Origin of the sequence: Bacillus sp. AY3-1, assembly GCF_008368785.1 — a bacterium.
In the GTDB taxonomy this organism is placed as follows: Bacteria; Bacillota; Bacilli; order Bacillales; family Bacillaceae_G; genus Bacillus_A; species Bacillus_A wiedmannii.
The window spans coordinates 101,176-119,150 of the sequence record NZ_QORZ01000002.1 but is presented as its reverse complement, the minus strand read 5'-3'; the positions used below and the strand labels follow the sequence as shown (position 1 = coordinate 119,150).

Here is a 17,975-nt window from a genome sequence, read left to right as displayed (position 1 = left end):
ACGTCAGGGAAGTTATCATACTTCATGAAATTTTATTAATTCCGACAGTACTTCAATAAGTCTTTTCTTAAGACTTATTGGCTCAATAACTTTAATAGATTTATTGTACGGTAAAAGTAAATAAGGTACATATGTATGTATCATATCTTTTTCAAGAAGAAAAACTGCTTGATTTGAAGTCCGCTCTTGTAAATAATGTCCTAAAAACCAATGTTGGCAAATATCAGCCAATACACTTTTATCCCCACTAATAACCAAAGAAATAATTCCTTCTTTATCTTCTAGAGTTGGAAGAAGATTTTTTATAAAAAAGTCACGTGCTGAAAAATTTTTTGGCTGGTTAAACTTATTTTCGGTTAGCATTAAACTTTCAATTCGATCTACTCTAAAACTACGGATATCATTCCTAAGATGACAAAATCCAATCACATACCACTTATTATTCCAATAGATAATTCTGTACGGATCGACCAATCTATAATTTAATTGCTTTTCGCCACTTTTATTGTAAAGAATTTTTACTGAGTGCCCGTCAGCTACGACCTGCTCCAATTCCTTCAAAAAATGTTCCATAGAGAGTGAACTAAATCGACTGATTACTTCTAGACTACTTAAATGTTGGTTTATCTTTGCTTCCTGCTCTTGATTTGAGTATTTACTTAGTTTTGAAATGGCCCTATTTAATGCTTTACCTCCATAATATCCGGCTTCTTCTGCAAAAACAGCAGCGTGAAATAGTGAAGTTTGCTCTTCAAAATCAAAAAAAAGAGGAGCCTCAATAAAATTGTTCAATAAAGTGTATCCACCGTTATGTCCTGGTTCTGAAATTATAGGTACACCACTTGTTGAAATTGTATCAATATAACGATACACAGTCCTTATATTCATCTCTAACTTTTCTGAAATTTGTTTCGCAGTAATTTTTTTACCTGAGCGAAGCATCCATAGAATCGCTAACATATTATCAATTTTAGGCATGTAATTCCACCTCTCTATGGAATTTATCCCCTATTATATATTTCTGATTTTTAGTATAACTCATCAACTGTTCCTTTCCGATAGCTTTCTATATAATGAGGCCATAAACACATTTGTAATTTCACAAATTTGATTTACAGTCATATCTACCTCTTTATAAAGCTTTACTGCATAATTCATTCCTGCATGATTTTTATGGTACTTCTTTAACCGACCTTTAAACTTTCCTTCTTTCTTAGCCAGTTCAATCCCTTCACGCTGCCGCATACGGATAAGATCACGTTCTAATTGGTTTACACCCGCCATAACCGTAATTAAGAATTGGCTGTAGGGATTATCCTCTGATAAATCTAGCCATGTATCTTTGAAGGATTTTAATTATCATCTTTATTATAATATTTAGTAACAACAATAGCTTTAATTATTATAGCGACACACACAAACAAGAGAATTATTTTGCGCCTCACAACAAACCTCCTTTTTCATTTTTTTCTTTTTTAAATTGAAAGGTTATACGTTCCACTTGTTTGATTTCCTCAATTACTTTACGAATTCCTACTTCAATCCTATCTTCCTTTACATTCGATACGTTTAACTTTAATAGTCTTTCTTTCGGAAAACCTCTCATATAATTTTTATCAATAGTATCAATACTTATTTGCATTTCATTTAATCTTTGGAAAAACATTTCGGAAATACTCGTTTTTTGTAATTCTAAACAAGTATGGATTCCAATTGTATTATGCTTTTTATATATGAATAAAAGCGGGTTTTCACTATGAGTTCTTTCTAATGTTTCTGCTAGTTTTTTAGATCTATCGTGATAGGAAGATTTAATTTTATTTTTATGACGTTCAAACATGCCACTCTTTATATAAATTTCTAAAGCAGCTTGGGATATCATAGGGCTATCAATGTCTAAAATCTTTTTATATTTATGGAAATCATTTGCAATGGATGGCGGAATGACCGCAACTCCAACCCGTAAACCTGGAAAAATAATCTTCGAATAACTTTTTAAATATATTACATGATTACAATTATCCAAGTTATATAACGGATCTGCTTTTGAATCCATTTCTAAATCTGCTAAATAATCATCTTCCACTATAAATACATTATATTTCTTAGCCAGTAGCACGATTTTTTCTTTCTCATCTTTAGAGTAAGAAGTTCCAAGTGGATGATGATATCTTGGTATTGTATAAAAGAATTTTATTTTACCTGTTCGAAAAATGCGTTCCAATTCATTTAAGTCAATACCTTCATTCGTACGTTTAATACCGATTACAGGAATTTTGTTTATTTCTAGATATTCAATATATAGATGATATGTTGGTTGTTCAATTAATATCGTTTCACTTTCATTTGGAAATGGTATAGAAGTTAATATTGCTAGCGCCTGCTGTACACCTGACGTTATAAAAATATTCTCTTCTTTAGTGAAGACTTGATAGTTTGCCAGTTGTTTTTGAATAACTGGAATTAAAGATGGTAAACCTTTCGGCGTCCCATATACAAACAAGTCATTTTTATATGTATCAATGGCTTTATTAATACAATGTTGAAAATCTAAATATGGAAAAACATCTGGATCTGGTGCTGAGGAAGCAAAATCAATTATCTCGTCATTTTCTACAAAACTCCCTGATTTTCGAACAACGTAGTATCCACTCTGAGGGACGGAATAAATAATATGACGCTTTTCTAATTCATGTAGCGCTCGTATAACTGTCGCCTTATTGCATTCATATTTCGTAACGAGTGTCCGAATAGACGGTAGTTTCTTTCCTTCTTTTATATCTCCATGTTGAATCATTTTTTCTATATCATTAAAAATATGTAAATACTTATACATTATTTCACTCCTTATACAACCACATAAAAAGATTCCTCATTCTTACAAGCTCATTATAAAGCAAACGGAATTACATCTCTTCTACCACGTTAAACTTTAACATTATTTCACATTTCCTTCTCTTAACAAGGAAATTACAATTAATAAGTAGAATATCTCCATGAATAAATAAAAAGTGAGGGATATGTTATGCAGCGCTTAAATACGATTGATATTAGTAACGTTCTAGAATTAGAAAAGGCTCTTTCTACTTAAAAAAATGAAGTGATTGCTTCAAAACTAGAGCTTGAAAACTGGTTAATAAAACAATCTACAGTCATTTGGGAAATCGAAGAACAATTAAGATCACACTATATCGCCTTTCAATGTAATACAAATAATAAAAAAATAAAAGATACTTTTGAATATGATCAACAATATGTACGACCACTTTTGAAACGTTTTCAAAATTCTTTTGATAATAAATATTTAGAGTCATCTTTTCGAATGGAACTTGATCCAAAAACGTATAGCTTACTAGATAAAAAAATAAAGAATGCGCAGACTTTATTTTGTGAAAAGAACATTGATTTAGAGGTTAACGAAGACAAACTAGTAACCGAGTACTTCGAAATTACAGGTGATTTAACTGCGCTATGGAACGGTGAAGAAAAGACAATTACCGAACTACAGTCTTACTTACAAGATCCGGATCGTCATATACGAAAAAAAGCAAAAACACTCATTTCTGAAAAGTTCTTATTTGTTGAAGATACATTACAACATATATTAAATGAATTAATCGTAATCCGTCATGAAAAGGCAAAAAACATTCAATTACATAATTATCGTGATTATATGTTTAAAAAACATGAGCGTTTTGATTATACACCTGAAGATTGCTATGAGCTTGCTGAATCTATTCGTAAGCATGTAGTGCCACTTATCGATAAAATATTTAATGAGAAAAAATCTGAACTTCAAGTAGGTAGCCTTCGTCCATGGGATTTAAAAGCAACCGCACCAAATCAAAAAGTATTAAAACCTATCGAAGATGCGAGTGATTTAGTCGAAAAAAGTTCTCGCATTTTACACAAACTAGACCCGGAATTTTCTGCATTATTAAGCCGTATGCATAAAAATAATTGCTTAGATTTAGAAAGTCGTAAAGGAAAAGGACCTGGAGGATTTTGTGAATACTTACCTGCTTCGCAACTATCTTTTATTTTCATGAATCTCAATCATACACATTATGACGTTACTACTTTCCTTCATGAAATGGGTCATAGTATTCATAATGAGTGTATGAATCAGCTAGAGCTACAAAAACATTTAGAAATCCCTTCTGAATCAGCTGAACTCGCTAGCATGACAATGGAATTATTTTCGATGGAGTATTGGGATACATTTTATGAAAATACAGAAGAATTTATAAAAGCAAAATTAGATTTCTTTAAAGATATTGTTAAGTACTTACCACAAATGCTTATCGTTGATCAATTTCAACATTGGATGTATGAAAATCCTAATCATACTGCTAAAGAAAGAAATGAAAAGTATTTAGAATTACATAAAACATACCAATCGAACGTTGTAAATATTGAAAGGTATGAAAATTGGATTGCAACTAGCTGGTTACCTGTACTACACATATTTGAATTACCATTCTATTACATCGAATACGCTATCGCACAACTTGGTGCACTACAAATGTATAAACAATATAAAGAAAACCCTAAACAAGCAATAGAAAATTATAAAAAAGCTTTATCATTAGGTAGCTCTAAATCTTTACCGGAAATATATGAAGCGGCTGGCATTCGTTTTGATTTTTCTGGCGAAACAATTAAAGAACTAATGTTATTTGTAGAGGGCGAATTAGAGTCACTTAAACAATTATAAAAAGGAAGCTGTTCCTATATTCTAGGTTCAGCTTTCTTCTTTATTTTATTTATTAATTCTATGTACTGAGAATCACCATATCCGATTGTTGGAAAAATTTGAAACAACTTTATTAATAATTCATGATTTGATAAACCTTGATTTTTAGAGATGAATTTCATTACGATATTATCTTCTTTTAGCATTTCTAAATATAAGTCTATAGCCTGATACATTACAGGTGGTACTTTATAGGATGTTTTTTTATGGTTTACTAATACTTCATTGTATATAGAAGAATAATTCCCCAATTCAAGTTCAATTTGATTTACTTTAAATTCATCTTCTCTGAAGTTATTTAAGTATACTTTCCCTTCATAGCAAGACTGTTCAAGGTATGAAAGTAAAGTAAGTAGATTCATTTGGCAAAACATATCTTCACCGAACCATAAAAAAATACATTTATACTTTTTCGTAAAAAGATTTTTTAACGGATCTATAACCTTTTTTGTATAACTTTCTACTGAGTTGTTATGTCCTTCTGCTCTTGTTTTAATAAATTCTTCATCAAAAACTTGTGTAGTAGCCCTATTTACACACATTGCCTCATTAAATGGGGCATAATCAGACTCACCCATTAGCTTTTCGGTTTTAAATTCTTCATACATCATTTGACCGTTCAATATGTTAAGTACATCTTTATCAAATAACTCACTATTCTTATTACGTAACTGTTCAACCTCTATTTTTCTAGAAATATTCATCTTAAACTCCCCTTCTTTATTTATATTGAGTTTAACAAATGATTGAATAGGCATGTTGTTAAGCTTAAATTCTCTTGGATTTATTCCAAAAACATTTTTGAAAGCTCTACTGTAAGCCTCTTGCGAAGAATAATCATAATCTAATGCAATATCTATTATCTTTCTATCATTCTTCAGATCCTCCGCAGATAAATACAGTCTCCTTAAAAGAATATAGCGCCTAATACTAATGCCTGTTACTTGGTGAAATCTAAAAGAACAGTAATACGGAGAATAACCCATATAACGCGATAATTCATTTAATGAAATTTCTTCTTTTAAATTGCTCTCAATCCAATCAATCATCTTCTGTATATGTTCATTCATTTACTTCCCCCCTTATTAAGCATTATAAAAGATGTTCATTACTTTCTTTTGATATTTTTTGTGTTTTATAACATGATCCATTCATTACTTCATGCTTCGTTTTAAAGGAAATCAAAAATAAAACACGAATATTGTAAATTAAGAATCTTTTCGTTCTCTAGTAAAAAATTAAAGTTTGGAAAGGACGTTACAATGAACGAGCTAGAAAAAGAAATACTTCAATTCATAAATGAACGATATCCATTAAATTTTATTAACATTAAACCTATAACGAATGAAATGTATCAATGTCTTACTGAACAAGGTACATACTACATTAGAATTACAAACTATAAAACATATGAAGAAAAGTTAGAAGAAGTTACATATACGAACTTTTTATATAAAAATGGTTTAGCAGTTCCTTCAATCATACATTCTCTTAATGGAAATTTAGTAGAAAAATTAACATTAGACAAAGAGATTTTTGCCGTATTATATAAAGCTGCGCCTGGTATACATTTACCAAGGTACGAATGGAATTCTAAAATATTTAAAAGGCTTGGTAAACAAATTGGAAAATTACATCGTATTTCTAAAAGCTTTGAACAGATTAAGCCGGTTAAACATATAAACGATTGGTATGAAAATGAAGAATATAATTTTCTTAAGTATATCCCTAAAGAAGAAACTACTATAAGAAAAATTGCATCTGACGTTTTAATTTCTATAAAAGAGCTACAAAAATCCACTTCCAATTACGGCTTAATTCACGGAGATTTATGGTTAGAAAACATTTTAGTTGAAAACAATTCAAACTTAACAATGATTGATTTTCAAGACTGTGAAAAACATTTTTACATATTTGATTTAGCCGTTCCTATTTATAGTGCGATAGAATATTCATTTGCTGGAAATGGGAATATAGCAGACTATGAACATTCTATTACAAAAGCACTATTTGCCGGGTATCAAGAGGAAAATGAACTACCCAAAGAGATGATAGACAGGTTTCCATTGTTTATAAAATTAAAGGAGATTTTTGAATATAACTTAATGCATATGTATTGGGATAAAGAAGAATTAACTGAAGAACAAGTACGGATAATGAACCTTTATAGGATGAAGATTGAAACTAAATATTCCTATATCAATGTTTAAAAATGCTGTTGTTTAACTATAAGTATACTCCTCTATAAACTCAGTGTAATTATACTAAAACCCTTCTCCACGAAAAGATAAAAAACTTACCACTTTCTATCTTTAAATAGAAAGTGGTAAGTTTAATCTACTAGGAATATCGGAAGGAAAATGTGGTGTATGCACAATTGAAAATGCATATCCTTGCTCAATAAATGATACTTCATTATATTTACATTCATATGGAACACTGTTTTTCTTCAAATTATTTTGTATGCATTGTAAAAATGCTTGATCTGGTGTTCCGAAAGAAACATGCACTTTCGGTGGTAAAGCTTTCATCGCAATCGGAATCCAAGGTCGCTGCCACCATGTTGCAACAATATATGCTGTGCCCCCTATAACAAAGTTGAAAATATCCCCATCTTCCATCGTTTTCATATTTAGATTTGATTTCAACCATTCTGTAAATACAGGTACACTTTTAACGGGAAGTCCGATTTCTCTTACATATAAAATGTTTAAAGGCGAATGCGGTACTAATACACCTTCTTTAACATAACTATGTGCGATAATTTCGAGAAGGTTTCCATCACCGTCTTTAAAGTATACATTGAATAAACCATTTTCTTCACCAATTACATTTCCATTTTTCCATTTCACAATGAGTAATCCAGAATCCTTTAACCACCTTGCTGTTTCATGAAATTTTGAATATGGAATCTCAAAAGCAAAATGTGCAGGTGCAATTGGTTCATACACTTCTTGAAAGCTAATTGTTGTGTATGGCGTTACTTCAAATTGAATAAACGATGCCGTTTCTTTTTTGATTAGAAAAGATAATATATCTTTATAAACTTGTTTTACCCCTTCTATGGAAACTGTTTGTAGTTTTATATCTGATATATGTGTAATCATGTTACATTCCCCCTGTTTCTTATTATCTATTCGTATTGTATTACACTTATAAACAGATAGAATCAAACGGAAGGATGGATTTTTTAATTAAAAACTACAACTTTAGTATGAATATGTTAGCTCCAATTACTTTTATTTTCAATTTTTCACTGCATTGTTTCCATACAAAAAAGCTGCCTTTCCTTAAATGAAAAGCAGCTTTTACAATTAAACACATTATGATTTTACAGCAGTAATCATAAACCTTTTTGAATTCGTACGAATCCCTTTTTCAGAACTATTTGCGTCAATGAACTTTTGTAAAATAGTAAAATCCTCTTCCTCTTCTCCAAATCTAGGAATAATAGGTGTATGTTTTAACAAGAAAATAAGATCTTTAGGCGAACTGTAATAATCAGTAATATTATATTCACGTACTTGCACGAGTTCAAATCCTGCACTACTAAATTCACCCATATACTTTTCTTTTAAAGTTCCATCTCTTTCACCAAAGCATTGTCCTCTTCCAAATGCCTCTTTCAAGTTCAATTTATCATGTTCACTAACTTGTTGTGTTAAAAACAAAGCACCTTTTTTCATTACTTTTGCTAATTCGGATGCTATAAACGGTGCGTGACAACTAGAAGCAATATCAAAATACGCATGTGGAAACATTAAAACTTCAGAATCCATTTGAAGAAACTCAACATTTTGTACATCTGATTTTCTCAAATTGGAATGTGCTTTTTCAATCATTCCGTCAGAATTATCTATTCCAACTAACAATTTAGCCGAAGATGCTATGTTAAGTACATTTTCTCCTCCACCTGTACCAACATCTAGTAAAATATGTGATGGCTTGCATCTTTCTTTTACCTCTCTATAAAAGTCCCATGAATCTCCTACAGTTTCACATTTTATTTTACTAAAATCCCATCCATTTAATCTTCCTACTTTATCATAAAAGTTTTTGTACTCTAATTCGTTCATTTTTTGTTTTCCCCTTTAGTGATATGTAATCATAAACTTATTAGTTAATTATATATTACAAAATATAAAATTTCAGAAAAACATTCCAAACACCACATTTAGTTTACATAACGTTTTTATAATCTATTACTATTTGTACATTCTAAATGCCTCCTTTCCCACTACCACACAAACTACTCAAAACAGCGCTTACTGATTTTCTATGCTTAGATAAGCTATATTCCACTTTAGGTGCTATTTCTTGAGGAATTTCCCGGTTATTAATTGATCTCGTTCCAATCCCACTTAAGTTCCTTGAGATATATCTAGGATTAAAAAGCCACTTATAAATGTGGATTTATAATCCTAATTTAGAAACTGCTGAAGTAATACAGGGTCCTTTTTTAAAAGTTCTGCTAAAAACAAAAGTTGCGGAAAAGGTTTTAAGATTAATTCTTTATCCATTTTTTCTTTCAATATGGCTATTCCACCTTGCTTAATATAATCGTTTAGTGTGATTGCCTTACTACAAATAAGTCTAATATCACTTACTGAAAGTAATAAGAGCCCGTTCGTTTCAGAAGATGGAGTTGGTTCATTTTCTGAATATGCCATATACATAATAGATAAAGTTTCATCTGGACTATCAATAATTAATATTGGATCGATTTCATTTTCTACTTTTATTTTCTTTGATTGTGCATTCCAATTCTGTTTGTAGTATGTACTTGGTGAACTCAAAATAGTAATATCAATAGTAGCTTCTTCTCTCACTTCTCTTTTAGCAGTTTCTACTGCTGTTTCTTCATCTTCTTTATGTCCTCCAAGCCTTACTACACCTAATGTATCTCCTTTACTCGTTGGTCCAACCTGAAAAACAAATAAATTTTTATACATTACATACGCACCAGATGTTCTTACATTCTTATTTATATGTATCAATATTCTACCTCCTAAGAATCTTTGAATAAGATAGTTTACTATAATTTTATTATGTATTTAAATGATCTTCAATCCAATTCACAGCATCAACTAGATTTTGCGCTATATAATCATATACCACTTCTTCCCACAAATTTCTATACTTTGTTAATGAACTTTCTCCCCATCCTGTTCTCACTAAAATCTTTTTCATATTAGCCCTTTCAGCTGCAAACATATCTGTACTCCCTGTATCTCCAATAAGAAAACATTCTTTTAAGCATAAATCATGTTTTTCTGCTGCTTTTAAAAGTAAACCTATATTCGGTTTTTGGCAGTCGCAACTACTATTTATTTTATGTGGACAATAGTACATTCCATCTATATATACACCTTCATCTTTTAAAATTTGTTGCATCTTTTGAAATCCTTTAAACAGTTCTTTTTCGGTAAAATATCCCCTTCCAATTCTAGTTTGATTTGTATATAAAAACACTTTTAATCCTAAGTTATTTAACCTTTGAATTGCTTTAGGTGCAAAATCAAATATTGTAAATTTATTCGGGTGAACTCCTCCACCTGTCCCTCCAATTGTTCCATCTTTATCTAAAAATACTGCCTTCATTTTTATTTCCTCCTTAAAGTTTAAAAATACCTCTAAAAAGTAGGATTCATCTAAAAATTACAGAATTAATTCTATATATAACAAGTATTGGACGGATGATTTTCAAATTCCTCTATAATAAAGGTGGTTCAAACAGTTGTGAAATTTATACTAGAACGCAGGCTTACCATTAAGACAACTTTCTCTAAAGAATTCAAGATTTTCATTTTTGGTTTACTCATTTCACGAATTGGGGATTCACTATATACTTTTGCATTGCCTTGGATTGCCTATCAATTAACCGGTTCAGCTGTAATTATGAGTTCTTTATTTGCTATTAATGTATTGCCAATTGTTTTACTCGGCCCTTTAGTTGATGTAATAATTGATCGATACGATCGAAAAAAGTTACTTTGGATAGCGGATATTACAAATATTATTTTAGTAAGTCTTGTACCAATTCTACACGCATTACATCTATTAGAAATCTGGCATTTATACGTAATTACTTTTATCTTAGCAGTTATGTCCATGCTTTTTGATGTAACAACTGTTACAGTCATTCCACATATTGCAGGTGCATCATTAACAAAGGCTAATTCTTTCTATCAAATGGTCAATCAATTGGCTAGTTTATTTGGTCCAATGATAGCTGGGATTTTCATTTCTTTTATTGGCGGCTTTCAAGTGCTTTGGATTAATGTTCTTTCATTTATTGCAACATTAGTTGCTGTGATATTATTACCGTCTATGAAAACCGTAAACAAGAAATGCGAAGATAAAAATGCACTTCAAAATGTACTAGCTGATTTAGTTAATGGATTTAAATGGCTCAAAAATGATCGCTTAAATTTAGCTTTATCTTTTCAAGCTATGATAGGAAACTTTGGAGCAAGTGCGGTATTAGGTATATTCATGTATTATTTATTATCCACATTACAACTTACCCCGGAACAAAGTGGTTTTAATTATACATTAATTGGAATAGGTGGTCTTTTAGGAAGCTTGATTGCAGTTCCTTTAGAAAAGAGGTTGCAGCGCGGCCTTCTAATTCCTTTACTCCTATTCGCTGGAGTAATTGGCTTAACTTTTGCGCTTTGGAGTACATATTGGCTTGCTCCCGGCATTGCTTTCGGTATTGCAATGACTTGCAATATTGCATGGAATACAATTGTAGCCACAGTTCGCCAAGAAACCGTTCCATCAAATATGCAAGGAAGGGTTTTAGGATTTTCGCGTGTACTTACACGATTAGCTATGCCACTCGGGGCATTAGTAGGAGGTATTATTTCAGCTTATAATCCAGTGTTTGTATTTGCTTTAGCTGCTTTCACTAAGCTACTTGAGGTTTTTATTGCACTATATAGTCCAATACGAAAACTATGATGGAAGGAAAGTTCATTATGTATGATTGGTTAATTGAAATCGAGGAACTGAAATATGCATTACAATCCGCTAATTTTGTAGATTTGCAAATTAAATTGTGCTAGGCGTTGATGAATCGAATCAACAAGTAATTTTTCTAGCTATTTACTGATAAATAGCTAAAGAAAAAAGGCATATACAAAATGCCTTTTTTCTTTATCATCATTTTACTGGATAACAAACTTCTGTAACCCGCTTATATTAGGATCCGATTCCATCGCTGAGCTCACATGATAAATATTAAACATTGGACCTGCTAATTCGTAACCTTCTGTCTCAATCCATTTTGCCGCAGCCTCATTTACAGCTGTCATTTGTTCATAACATCCACTTACTATTATAGAAGCTACTTTGATTGGCTCTATTCTTTGAAAATGAACACCTTTTGTATTTTCGTGCTTTCCCAAGATATTTAGCTGTATTTCTATATCTACATCTTTTTCTTTGTATTCTTGATTATGGAAGACAGCGATACTATTACACGGATTTACCATACTAATTTTTAATATGAATTTCTTGCATCAATATGCTCCATAAATCGCCTTCACAAAATTCCTTTATACCCTCTTCCTTCTTAAGGCTATAAAGATTGATATTAATCCGTTCACAGCTAATAAAATTACTATAATACTTGTAAGTAAAGCTACATCTGCCGCAAATATTTTAATCGTATGCCATGGTGAATTTGTACTATAAGTAAGCAGTGGGATGAAAATAATAGATAATAGTAGGAATAGATCCCCTATAAATAACCAAGTTAGTCTTTTAACAGTTTTCTTATGTTTATATTTTTTAATTAACATAATTGGTGTAATGAAAAGCGCGAATATAACTATAGACATAACAATTTGTGTAAATGGTATGTTTTTAGGGGAATTAACCGGTTCTTCTCCATTCAAAATACTAATAATCCCATTTTTCAATACCGATAGTGCTGATTCTTCTAAAACATGATTTTTATTTGTTAAAATCACACCACTCCAGCCACTTTTATTTAAAATAAATATTTCTGCACGAGCATCGGGCGTTGATCCTGAATGCCAAATCATCGTGTTGCTTTCATTTATATTTGCTGTTCTTAATCCAAAACCATAACTTTTTTCTGAATTTATTTTATAAAGTGGTGAAAGGTAAAGATCCATGTTTTCTTGCTTTAAGAATTGAGCATCCTCTGACCGATTCAAAAACATAGTATACTGAATCATATCTTCTAAATTTGCAGTAATATAGCCATACGGTGCCCCGGCATTATCATAGGCGACTATACTTTTTTTCGGTATGCCAAACCAAGACTGATAACCTGTTAAATAACCTTTTTCATATGCAGTCTCTTTACTTGCTGCCGCACCATTCATATTTAATGGCTGAAAAATGTGCTTTTCCATATATGATGAAAATGTTTCATTTGTAACGGCCTCAATAAGTGCACCAAGTATTATATAATTCGCATTACTATATTGATATTTTTCACCTGGTGGAGCAGTTAATTTTACATTTGAAAGTTTCATTACATTTTCTTTTAATGCTGTAGAACTTTTGGATTGCTTATCCGATAATGATAAGCCCTCATATGTGCTTATTCCACTTGTATGAGTTAGTAGATGTTGGATTGTTATAGTTGAGGATATTTGAGAATCTTTTAGTTTAAACCAGGGGAGGTATCGTTGAACTGGATCCTCTAATTTTATTTTTTTATCTTCTATTAATTTCACTATAGCTAAAGCTGTTAAAGATTTACTTATTGAGCCGATTGCAAATGGGGTTTTACTAGTTACCTTTTTTTCAGATTCTCCAGTAATCCCCATCGTTTTTGTGAAGAATACATCCTTATTATGTACAATTGCAACAGAAGCTCCTGGAATGTTCTGCTCCTTTATAAATCTTTCAATATACTTATCTAGTGCAATTTTAATATTTTGTTGAGCGTAAACTTTTGGATCTGTAATACATAACATTAATACATTACAAAGAATATAAATTAGAGATATTTTATAGATCGTATTCTTCATTATACTTTAGACAGCTTTCTTTTTTTATAACTTACTAAACTAATAAATACTACTACAGAGAGCATAAAACTAATCATTATTAATAATGAATTCCACCATTGATTTTCTGAAATACGATATAGAAGATTATACTGAAATGTATTTTTACTATTAGTTGGATTAAATGATTTAGTTAAAAATATTGTAAATGTAGTTTGCGAGATGAGGTAAGTAATAACTGCGATGAATATGCCGCGTAACATAGATGTGTTTAATTTACCCTTTTTATTTTTAAGTTGTTTCATTTTAACTTGTAAATCAATCTCATTTATTTCTAAATAATCTTGAACAAATAATTGAGGTGTACCTAAATCATCTATACTATCTTCACCATGTTCACGACATTCTTGAATATGTTCTAATATTTGTCGCTTAATATTTTCCCTTTCTTCTAAACTAATATCGTATTGCTTTAATTCCTTAAGTACGTCTATTAAAAATTGCTTTTCTTTACCTATCAATCTATTCCTCATTTCAGAAGGTCTCCTTTCAAACCACTTTTTAATAATGTTTGAATATCAGATTGCAATTCTAACCACTCATTAATTTTCTTCTCAAGACGTATTTTCCCGTTTTCATTAATTTCATAATAAATCCTAACTTTACCACTGTCTGTTACTACTTGATAAGTATTAACCCACTCTTGATTTTTCAACTTAGTTAATATGGGGTAAATACTTCCTACTCCTTTCAATTTTAAATTGTTTACTTCAAGTTCTTTCATAATCTCATAACCATAACTTTTCTTTTTCGACAAAATAGATAATACACACATTTCTAAATGACCTTTAATTAAACTTGTTCTATCCATAGGATAAATTTAACAGAAATATATACTTCATTCAAGTATATATTTCTGTTAAACTTAAAAAATCAGACAATAAAACAACATGATTAATAAACAAGAATAAAGATATAACTAATAAACTATTTTTACCCCTAATCATCATTTTTATAATATAATAATTACATAATATATCAACTGTTCATCCCTATTATTTTTTATCTCTCCTCCATACTAGTTGGAACTATAGTATACGGGACATAAAAATACTAAAAGATCCAATTTCTTAATTTTCAAATTAAGAAATTGGATCTTCTTTCATTACCTTGTAATACTCATACTGCGTTATTATAAACATTATAAAGAATATACGATTTATATAAGTTATGTTAATAACACATAAACTAATAAAACTTTACTGATTACTCTCCAAACATTCATAAACCGCCATCATATCTCGTTTATCCAATTCACGAATGCGATTAAAAATTGGTATTTGCACAACAGCTTCTGTTAATAAGCTTTCATCCACAACATCATTAACTTTTCTAGTTAACCATGCGTGTACATCCACACCCTCAACAACTTCTTTTAGTCCTTCGTCATTAATACCAGTTGCATTACAAGTTACACATGGAATTGTTAGTTTAAACACACCATCATGCAAATTATCTTCAGTAATAACTTTCTTCCCTTTACAGAATGGACATGGATTACTTTTTTTAATTTTATTAATTTGGGTAACTAACTTTTTGTATCCAAACGCTTCATATACATACGTAAGTTTTTTATATTTACCATTTGTGAAATACTTATCTATAATATTTTCTCTCGTTTCATAAACATTAGGGAAATCACAAATAGTTACTTGATTATTAACACTAATGGATTCGATATTTCCTTTTATTTCGTCCCAGAATGGTAAGACATTTTGTAAGACCATTTCATAGTTTGAAAAGCTTGCCTGTTCTAATTCAAACATTTTCAGTGCAACTTGTGCTTTTCTTGGCAGTAAAGAAACATCTTCTGTCAATCTCATATCGCCACCAACAATAAATTTCAATTTTTGAAATGCAGGTAAATCACCGACTATCTTCAACACTTCATCAACTGGTTGATTGATAATTTCACGAATATCGAAGTTACCAAATTTAAGGGGTTTATGATGATTTAATACCGTTCCCTCACAAATTGGACATGTCATCATTTCTTTAGAAGACTTAATTTCTTCTTTAATAGTTGCTTTTGAAATAACAATATACCCACCAATAATTGTATTAAATCCTACCCATGTTCTGCGTGTCTTTCCTTTTTTATCGTCAACTACCCCCACTGAAATGAATCGTTTCAGTGGGGACTTGAGTTAGAACGCTAGGTCTTTTCGTCTATCGCTAGACAGTTGACGCTCTAGCATTCATGCTACCTTCCGGTAACACCCAAAGTAAGTTTTTGGTTGGTACTGGCAACGAACGATTGTTTTCCCACTTGCACCACCCTTTCGAAAAAGAGCAGTTCTTCCTTATGGAAGAAGCCGCCACTCAGCTGACTCTGGCGTGTACTACAAGCCCCGACAAGTCGAGTACACATGGATGGTTGACGCACCCACTAAGCTATGCGCGAAGCAACAGCCTTACGTTTTTGCACTTCTATTAGAATCGGCGTTTTCACTTTGAGGTTGTCATCCAATTCTACAACTCTTGATTTTTGCAATGTATTCAATGCACCATTAATATCTGCGTGGATACATGTTCCTTCTTTACTTTTGTACAGACCACGAGTGATTCGTTTGCCGCTAAAGCGATAATGCGTTCTATCATCCTTAGACCAAACTGGAACCAGATCTTTGTCTAGGAAGCTAGCTTTTGAAGTATAGCTTTCTTCTTGTTTAAAAAGTCGGATGCCTTCTTTTATACATTTATTCTCAATTGCCGCAATTAGTTTATGAAACGGGATTTGAACAAACTTTTGATTATTCTTTTTTCCCATATCTGATTTTTGTTTCCAACCCGTGTTATATCCTACGACAATCGTATCTATATCGAATGCTTTCACTTTTTTGAACAACAGGCCTACCGTTTGTGAAATGTAACCATTTATTTGTCGTTCTCGTTTATGCCAAATTGCAGCCATTCTATTCGTTACAACTCGTTTTGAAATTCCGTTTTCAACATTTTTCTGTTGCAGATTACGTATCATTTTATTGAAGTATTGGTTTATGGATTTTAATTTTTTCCCATCAATTAAAAATGCCTCACCTGTATTTGTCACGCAACTTACTAATCTGTCTACACCTAAATCGCAACTCAAAGCGTTACTCGTAGTCGTGGGTGGTTTCTTCATTTGAGAAACGTGCATTTCATATGTATAATGCACCTCAAAGAACCGACCTTTTTGCTTCGGTACAATCTCAATGTAGGAGATTTTTTTATTTCTTAAGTTTTTTGGCATACGTATTTTAATGGAACCAAATTTTTTTCTGAATGCAACATTCATTGGGATTATCCAATACCCGTTATCATCCACTTTTGGAACTTGATAGATTTCAATGATTCGTTTGTCAGTTGAACGAGAATAATTCGGAAACTTAGGACGTCCTGTGAACTTCTCAGGATTTTTCTTCCATTGTTCCAGTGCTTTAAAAAAGCTCTTCACTTCTGTAAATAAAGCTCTACGAATCGCTTGAACAGAGTTTGATTGCATGCCACAGTAGTTCATATCGGCTTGCATGGCGGTATCCACTTCTTTTATAGTAGCCATTTTATTATGATTTAAATAACTTTGTTTAATGGTGTACAACCCAACATTTCGCAATGCTTTTGAACTATGTGACATGCGTTGCAGTAAGCGAAATTCTTTAGCCGTGAGACAAGCTCGTCCGATATTTTGTTTCTGCGTGAATCGTTGCATGGTTTCTCTTTTCTTTTGTTTACGTAATACTTTCACTGCTTTCTTTCTAGCCATTGTTTTCACCACCTTTCTTAGAGAGTTCATTAAACTTATTCATTACTTTTGGTGCAAGTAACCAAAAGTAATGAATATTATCCAATTCCGTTATCTTAAGATATATTCCCTCCTTATCTAAGGGCATATTGTATCGTGAGACAAAAAGAAACAAATATTCGCCCAGCAAAAAATTATTTTGAAAGAAACAAAAGAGTTCAGCCTTTGGTAATAAAGAAACCCATCGTTTTTTGATTCTTCGCCAATCGTTTGACAAAAAGTTGTTTTACCCGATCCTGATAAACCAGCGATTCCAAACGACTTATTAAATGGAATAGCTGTATCTAATTTATTTATGTTATTAGCAATTAATTGATTTACTTTCATATTAACCTCTATTCTTATTTTTCATCAAAACCATTTTTAAAATGTAATAATTACA

General features: G+C 31.2%; 15 protein-coding genes and 4 pseudogenes. 3 read left to right on the top strand and 16 right to left on the bottom strand.

Annotated features, from left to right (window positions below):
• Positions 1–15: 15 nt before the first annotated feature.
• The 3 genes and pseudogenes from DN389_RS00860 to DN389_RS00850 all read right to left on the bottom strand — a co-directional run bounded on the left by DN389_RS00860 (position 16) and on the right by DN389_RS00850 (position 2,836).
• On the bottom strand, positions 16–978 hold the full coding sequence (locus DN389_RS00860) for a helix-turn-helix transcriptional regulator (RefSeq protein ID WP_149236734.1): 963 nt from the start codon (positions 976–978) through the stop codon (positions 16–18).
• A 63-nt stretch (positions 979–1,041) separates the two neighbouring features.
• A pseudogene (locus tag DN389_RS00855) lies at positions 1,042–1,356 on the bottom strand (helix-turn-helix domain-containing protein); the annotation flags it as partial.
• 85 nt (positions 1,357–1,441) lie between these two features.
• Positions 1,442–2,836, bottom strand: a complete 1,395-nt coding sequence (locus tag DN389_RS00850) for an aminotransferase-like domain-containing protein (protein WP_098190611.1) — start codon at positions 2,834–2,836, stop codon at positions 1,442–1,444.
• 264 nt (positions 2,837–3,100) lie between these two features.
• Between DN389_RS00850 and DN389_RS00845 the strand changes: the two genes are divergently transcribed.
• The gene (locus DN389_RS00845; RefSeq protein WP_255450648.1) at positions 3,101–4,717 is read left to right on the top strand and encodes a M3 family oligoendopeptidase; all 1,617 of its coding nucleotides are present in this window, start codon (positions 3,101–3,103) and stop codon (positions 4,715–4,717) included.
• A 14-nt stretch (positions 4,718–4,731) separates the two neighbouring features.
• Here the strand turns inward: DN389_RS00845 and DN389_RS00840 are convergent, their stop codons facing one another.
• Positions 4,732–5,826 (bottom strand): helix-turn-helix domain-containing protein, encoded by a 1,095-nt coding sequence (locus DN389_RS00840; protein ID WP_149236733.1) that lies wholly within the window; start codon positions 5,824–5,826, stop codon positions 4,732–4,734.
• Between the two features lie 192 nt (positions 5,827–6,018).
• Between DN389_RS00840 and DN389_RS00835 the strand changes: the two genes are divergently transcribed.
• The gene (locus DN389_RS00835; RefSeq protein WP_149236732.1) at positions 6,019–6,966 is read left to right on the top strand and encodes a phosphotransferase enzyme family protein; all 948 of its coding nucleotides are present in this window, start codon (positions 6,019–6,021) and stop codon (positions 6,964–6,966) included.
• A 102-nt stretch (positions 6,967–7,068) separates the two neighbouring features.
• Here DN389_RS00835 and DN389_RS00830 read toward each other — a convergent pair whose 3' ends face one another.
• The 5 genes from DN389_RS00830 to DN389_RS00810 all read right to left on the bottom strand — a co-directional run bounded on the left by DN389_RS00830 (position 7,069) and on the right by DN389_RS00810 (position 10,357).
• Positions 7,069–7,863 carry a VOC family protein gene (locus tag DN389_RS00830; RefSeq protein WP_098128312.1) on the bottom strand — a complete coding sequence of 265 codons (795 nt, stop codon included), beginning with the start codon at positions 7,861–7,863 and terminating at the stop codon, positions 7,069–7,071.
• Positions 7,864–8,079: 216 nt separating this feature from the next.
• On the bottom strand, positions 8,080–8,832 hold the full coding sequence (locus tag DN389_RS00825; RefSeq protein WP_149236731.1) for a class I SAM-dependent methyltransferase: 753 nt from the start codon (positions 8,830–8,832) through the stop codon (positions 8,080–8,082).
• A 142-nt stretch (positions 8,833–8,974) separates the two neighbouring features.
• Positions 8,975–9,082 carry a hypothetical protein gene (locus DN389_RS29110; RefSeq protein ID WP_370512812.1) on the bottom strand — a complete coding sequence of 36 codons (108 nt, stop codon included), beginning with the start codon at positions 9,080–9,082 and terminating at the stop codon, positions 8,975–8,977.
• Positions 9,083–9,177: 95 nt separating this feature from the next.
• The gene (locus DN389_RS00815; protein ID WP_098128310.1) at positions 9,178–9,753 is read right to left on the bottom strand and encodes an NUDIX hydrolase; all 576 of its coding nucleotides are present in this window, start codon (positions 9,751–9,753) and stop codon (positions 9,178–9,180) included.
• A 49-nt stretch (positions 9,754–9,802) separates the two neighbouring features.
• Positions 9,803–10,357, bottom strand: coding sequence for a D-glycero-alpha-D-manno-heptose-1,7-bisphosphate 7-phosphatase (locus DN389_RS00810; protein WP_149236730.1), 555 nt, complete (start codon positions 10,355–10,357; stop codon positions 9,803–9,805).
• Between the two features lie 138 nt (positions 10,358–10,495).
• On the opposite strand from DN389_RS00810, the gene DN389_RS00805 reads away from it, so the two are divergent.
• Positions 10,496–11,722: an MFS transporter gene (locus DN389_RS00805; protein WP_149236729.1), complete on the top strand. Its 1,227-nt coding sequence runs from the start codon at positions 10,496–10,498 to the stop codon at positions 11,720–11,722.
• Positions 11,723–11,923: 201 nt separating this feature from the next.
• Here the strand turns inward: DN389_RS00805 and DN389_RS00800 are convergent.
• From DN389_RS00800 to DN389_RS28675, 7 genes and pseudogenes are all read right to left on the bottom strand, one after another.
• Positions 11,924–12,310 (bottom strand): annotated as a pseudogene (locus DN389_RS00800) (GyrI-like domain-containing protein); the annotation flags it as partial.
• An 8-nt stretch (positions 12,311–12,318) separates the two neighbouring features.
• Positions 12,319–13,770, bottom strand: a complete 1,452-nt coding sequence (locus tag DN389_RS00795) for a serine hydrolase domain-containing protein (RefSeq protein ID WP_149236728.1) — start codon at positions 13,768–13,770, stop codon at positions 12,319–12,321.
• Positions 13,770–14,282, bottom strand: a complete 513-nt coding sequence (locus tag DN389_RS00790; protein ID WP_141543227.1) for a DUF1700 domain-containing protein — start codon at positions 14,280–14,282, stop codon at positions 13,770–13,772. Before DN389_RS00790 ends, DN389_RS00795 begins: the two co-directional genes overlap by 1 nt.
• On the bottom strand, positions 14,279–14,620 hold the full coding sequence (locus tag DN389_RS00785) for a PadR family transcriptional regulator (protein ID WP_000376290.1): 342 nt from the start codon (positions 14,618–14,620) through the stop codon (positions 14,279–14,281). Before DN389_RS00785 ends, DN389_RS00790 begins: the two co-directional genes overlap by 4 nt.
• 388 nt (positions 14,621–15,008) lie before the next feature.
• Positions 15,009–15,911 (bottom strand): annotated as a pseudogene (locus tag DN389_RS00780) (Lar family restriction alleviation protein); the annotation flags it as partial.
• A gap of 287 nt (positions 15,912–16,198) precedes the next feature.
• Positions 16,199–17,554 carry an RNA-guided endonuclease TnpB family protein gene (locus tag DN389_RS00770; protein ID WP_098190615.1) on the bottom strand — a complete coding sequence of 452 codons (1,356 nt, stop codon included), beginning with the start codon at positions 17,552–17,554 and terminating at the stop codon, positions 16,199–16,201.
• A 118-nt stretch (positions 17,555–17,672) separates the two neighbouring features.
• A pseudogene (locus DN389_RS28675) lies at positions 17,673–17,920 on the bottom strand (ATP-binding cassette domain-containing protein); the annotation flags it as partial.
• Between the last annotated feature and the right edge of the window lie 55 nt (positions 17,921–17,975).

Excerpts from the sequence above, each read along its gene's own strand:
- DN389_RS00860 (WP_149236734.1), bottom strand. The coding sequence starts at position 978 with ATGCCTAAAATTGATAATATGTTAGCGATTCTATGGATGCTTCGCTCA.
- DN389_RS00850 (WP_098190611.1), bottom strand. The coding sequence starts at position 2,836 with ATGTATAAGTATTTACATATTTTTAATGATATAGAAAAAATGATTCAA.
- DN389_RS00840 (WP_149236733.1), bottom strand. The coding sequence starts at position 5,826 with ATGAATGAACATATACAGAAGATGATTGATTGGATTGAGAGCAATTTA.
- DN389_RS00835 (WP_149236732.1), top strand. The coding sequence starts at position 6,019 with ATGAACGAGCTAGAAAAAGAAATACTTCAATTCATAAATGAACGATAT.
- DN389_RS00830 (WP_098128312.1), bottom strand. The coding sequence starts at position 7,863 with ATGATTACACATATATCAGATATAAAACTACAAACAGTTTCCATAGAA.
- DN389_RS00825 (WP_149236731.1), bottom strand. The coding sequence starts at position 8,832 with ATGAACGAATTAGAGTACAAAAACTTTTATGATAAAGTAGGAAGATTA.
- DN389_RS00810 (WP_149236730.1), bottom strand. The coding sequence starts at position 10,357 with ATGAAGGCAGTATTTTTAGATAAAGATGGAACAATTGGAGGGACAGGT.
- DN389_RS00795 (WP_149236728.1), bottom strand. The coding sequence starts at position 13,770 with ATGAAGAATACGATCTATAAAATATCTCTAATTTATATTCTTTGTAAT.
- DN389_RS00790 (WP_141543227.1), bottom strand. The coding sequence starts at position 14,282 with ATGAGGAATAGATTGATAGGTAAAGAAAAGCAATTTTTAATAGACGTA.
- DN389_RS00785 (WP_000376290.1), bottom strand. The coding sequence starts at position 14,620 with ATGGATAGAACAAGTTTAATTAAAGGTCATTTAGAAATGTGTGTATTA.
- DN389_RS00770 (WP_098190615.1), bottom strand. The coding sequence starts at position 17,554 with ATGGCTAGAAAGAAAGCAGTGAAAGTATTACGTAAACAAAAGAAAAGA.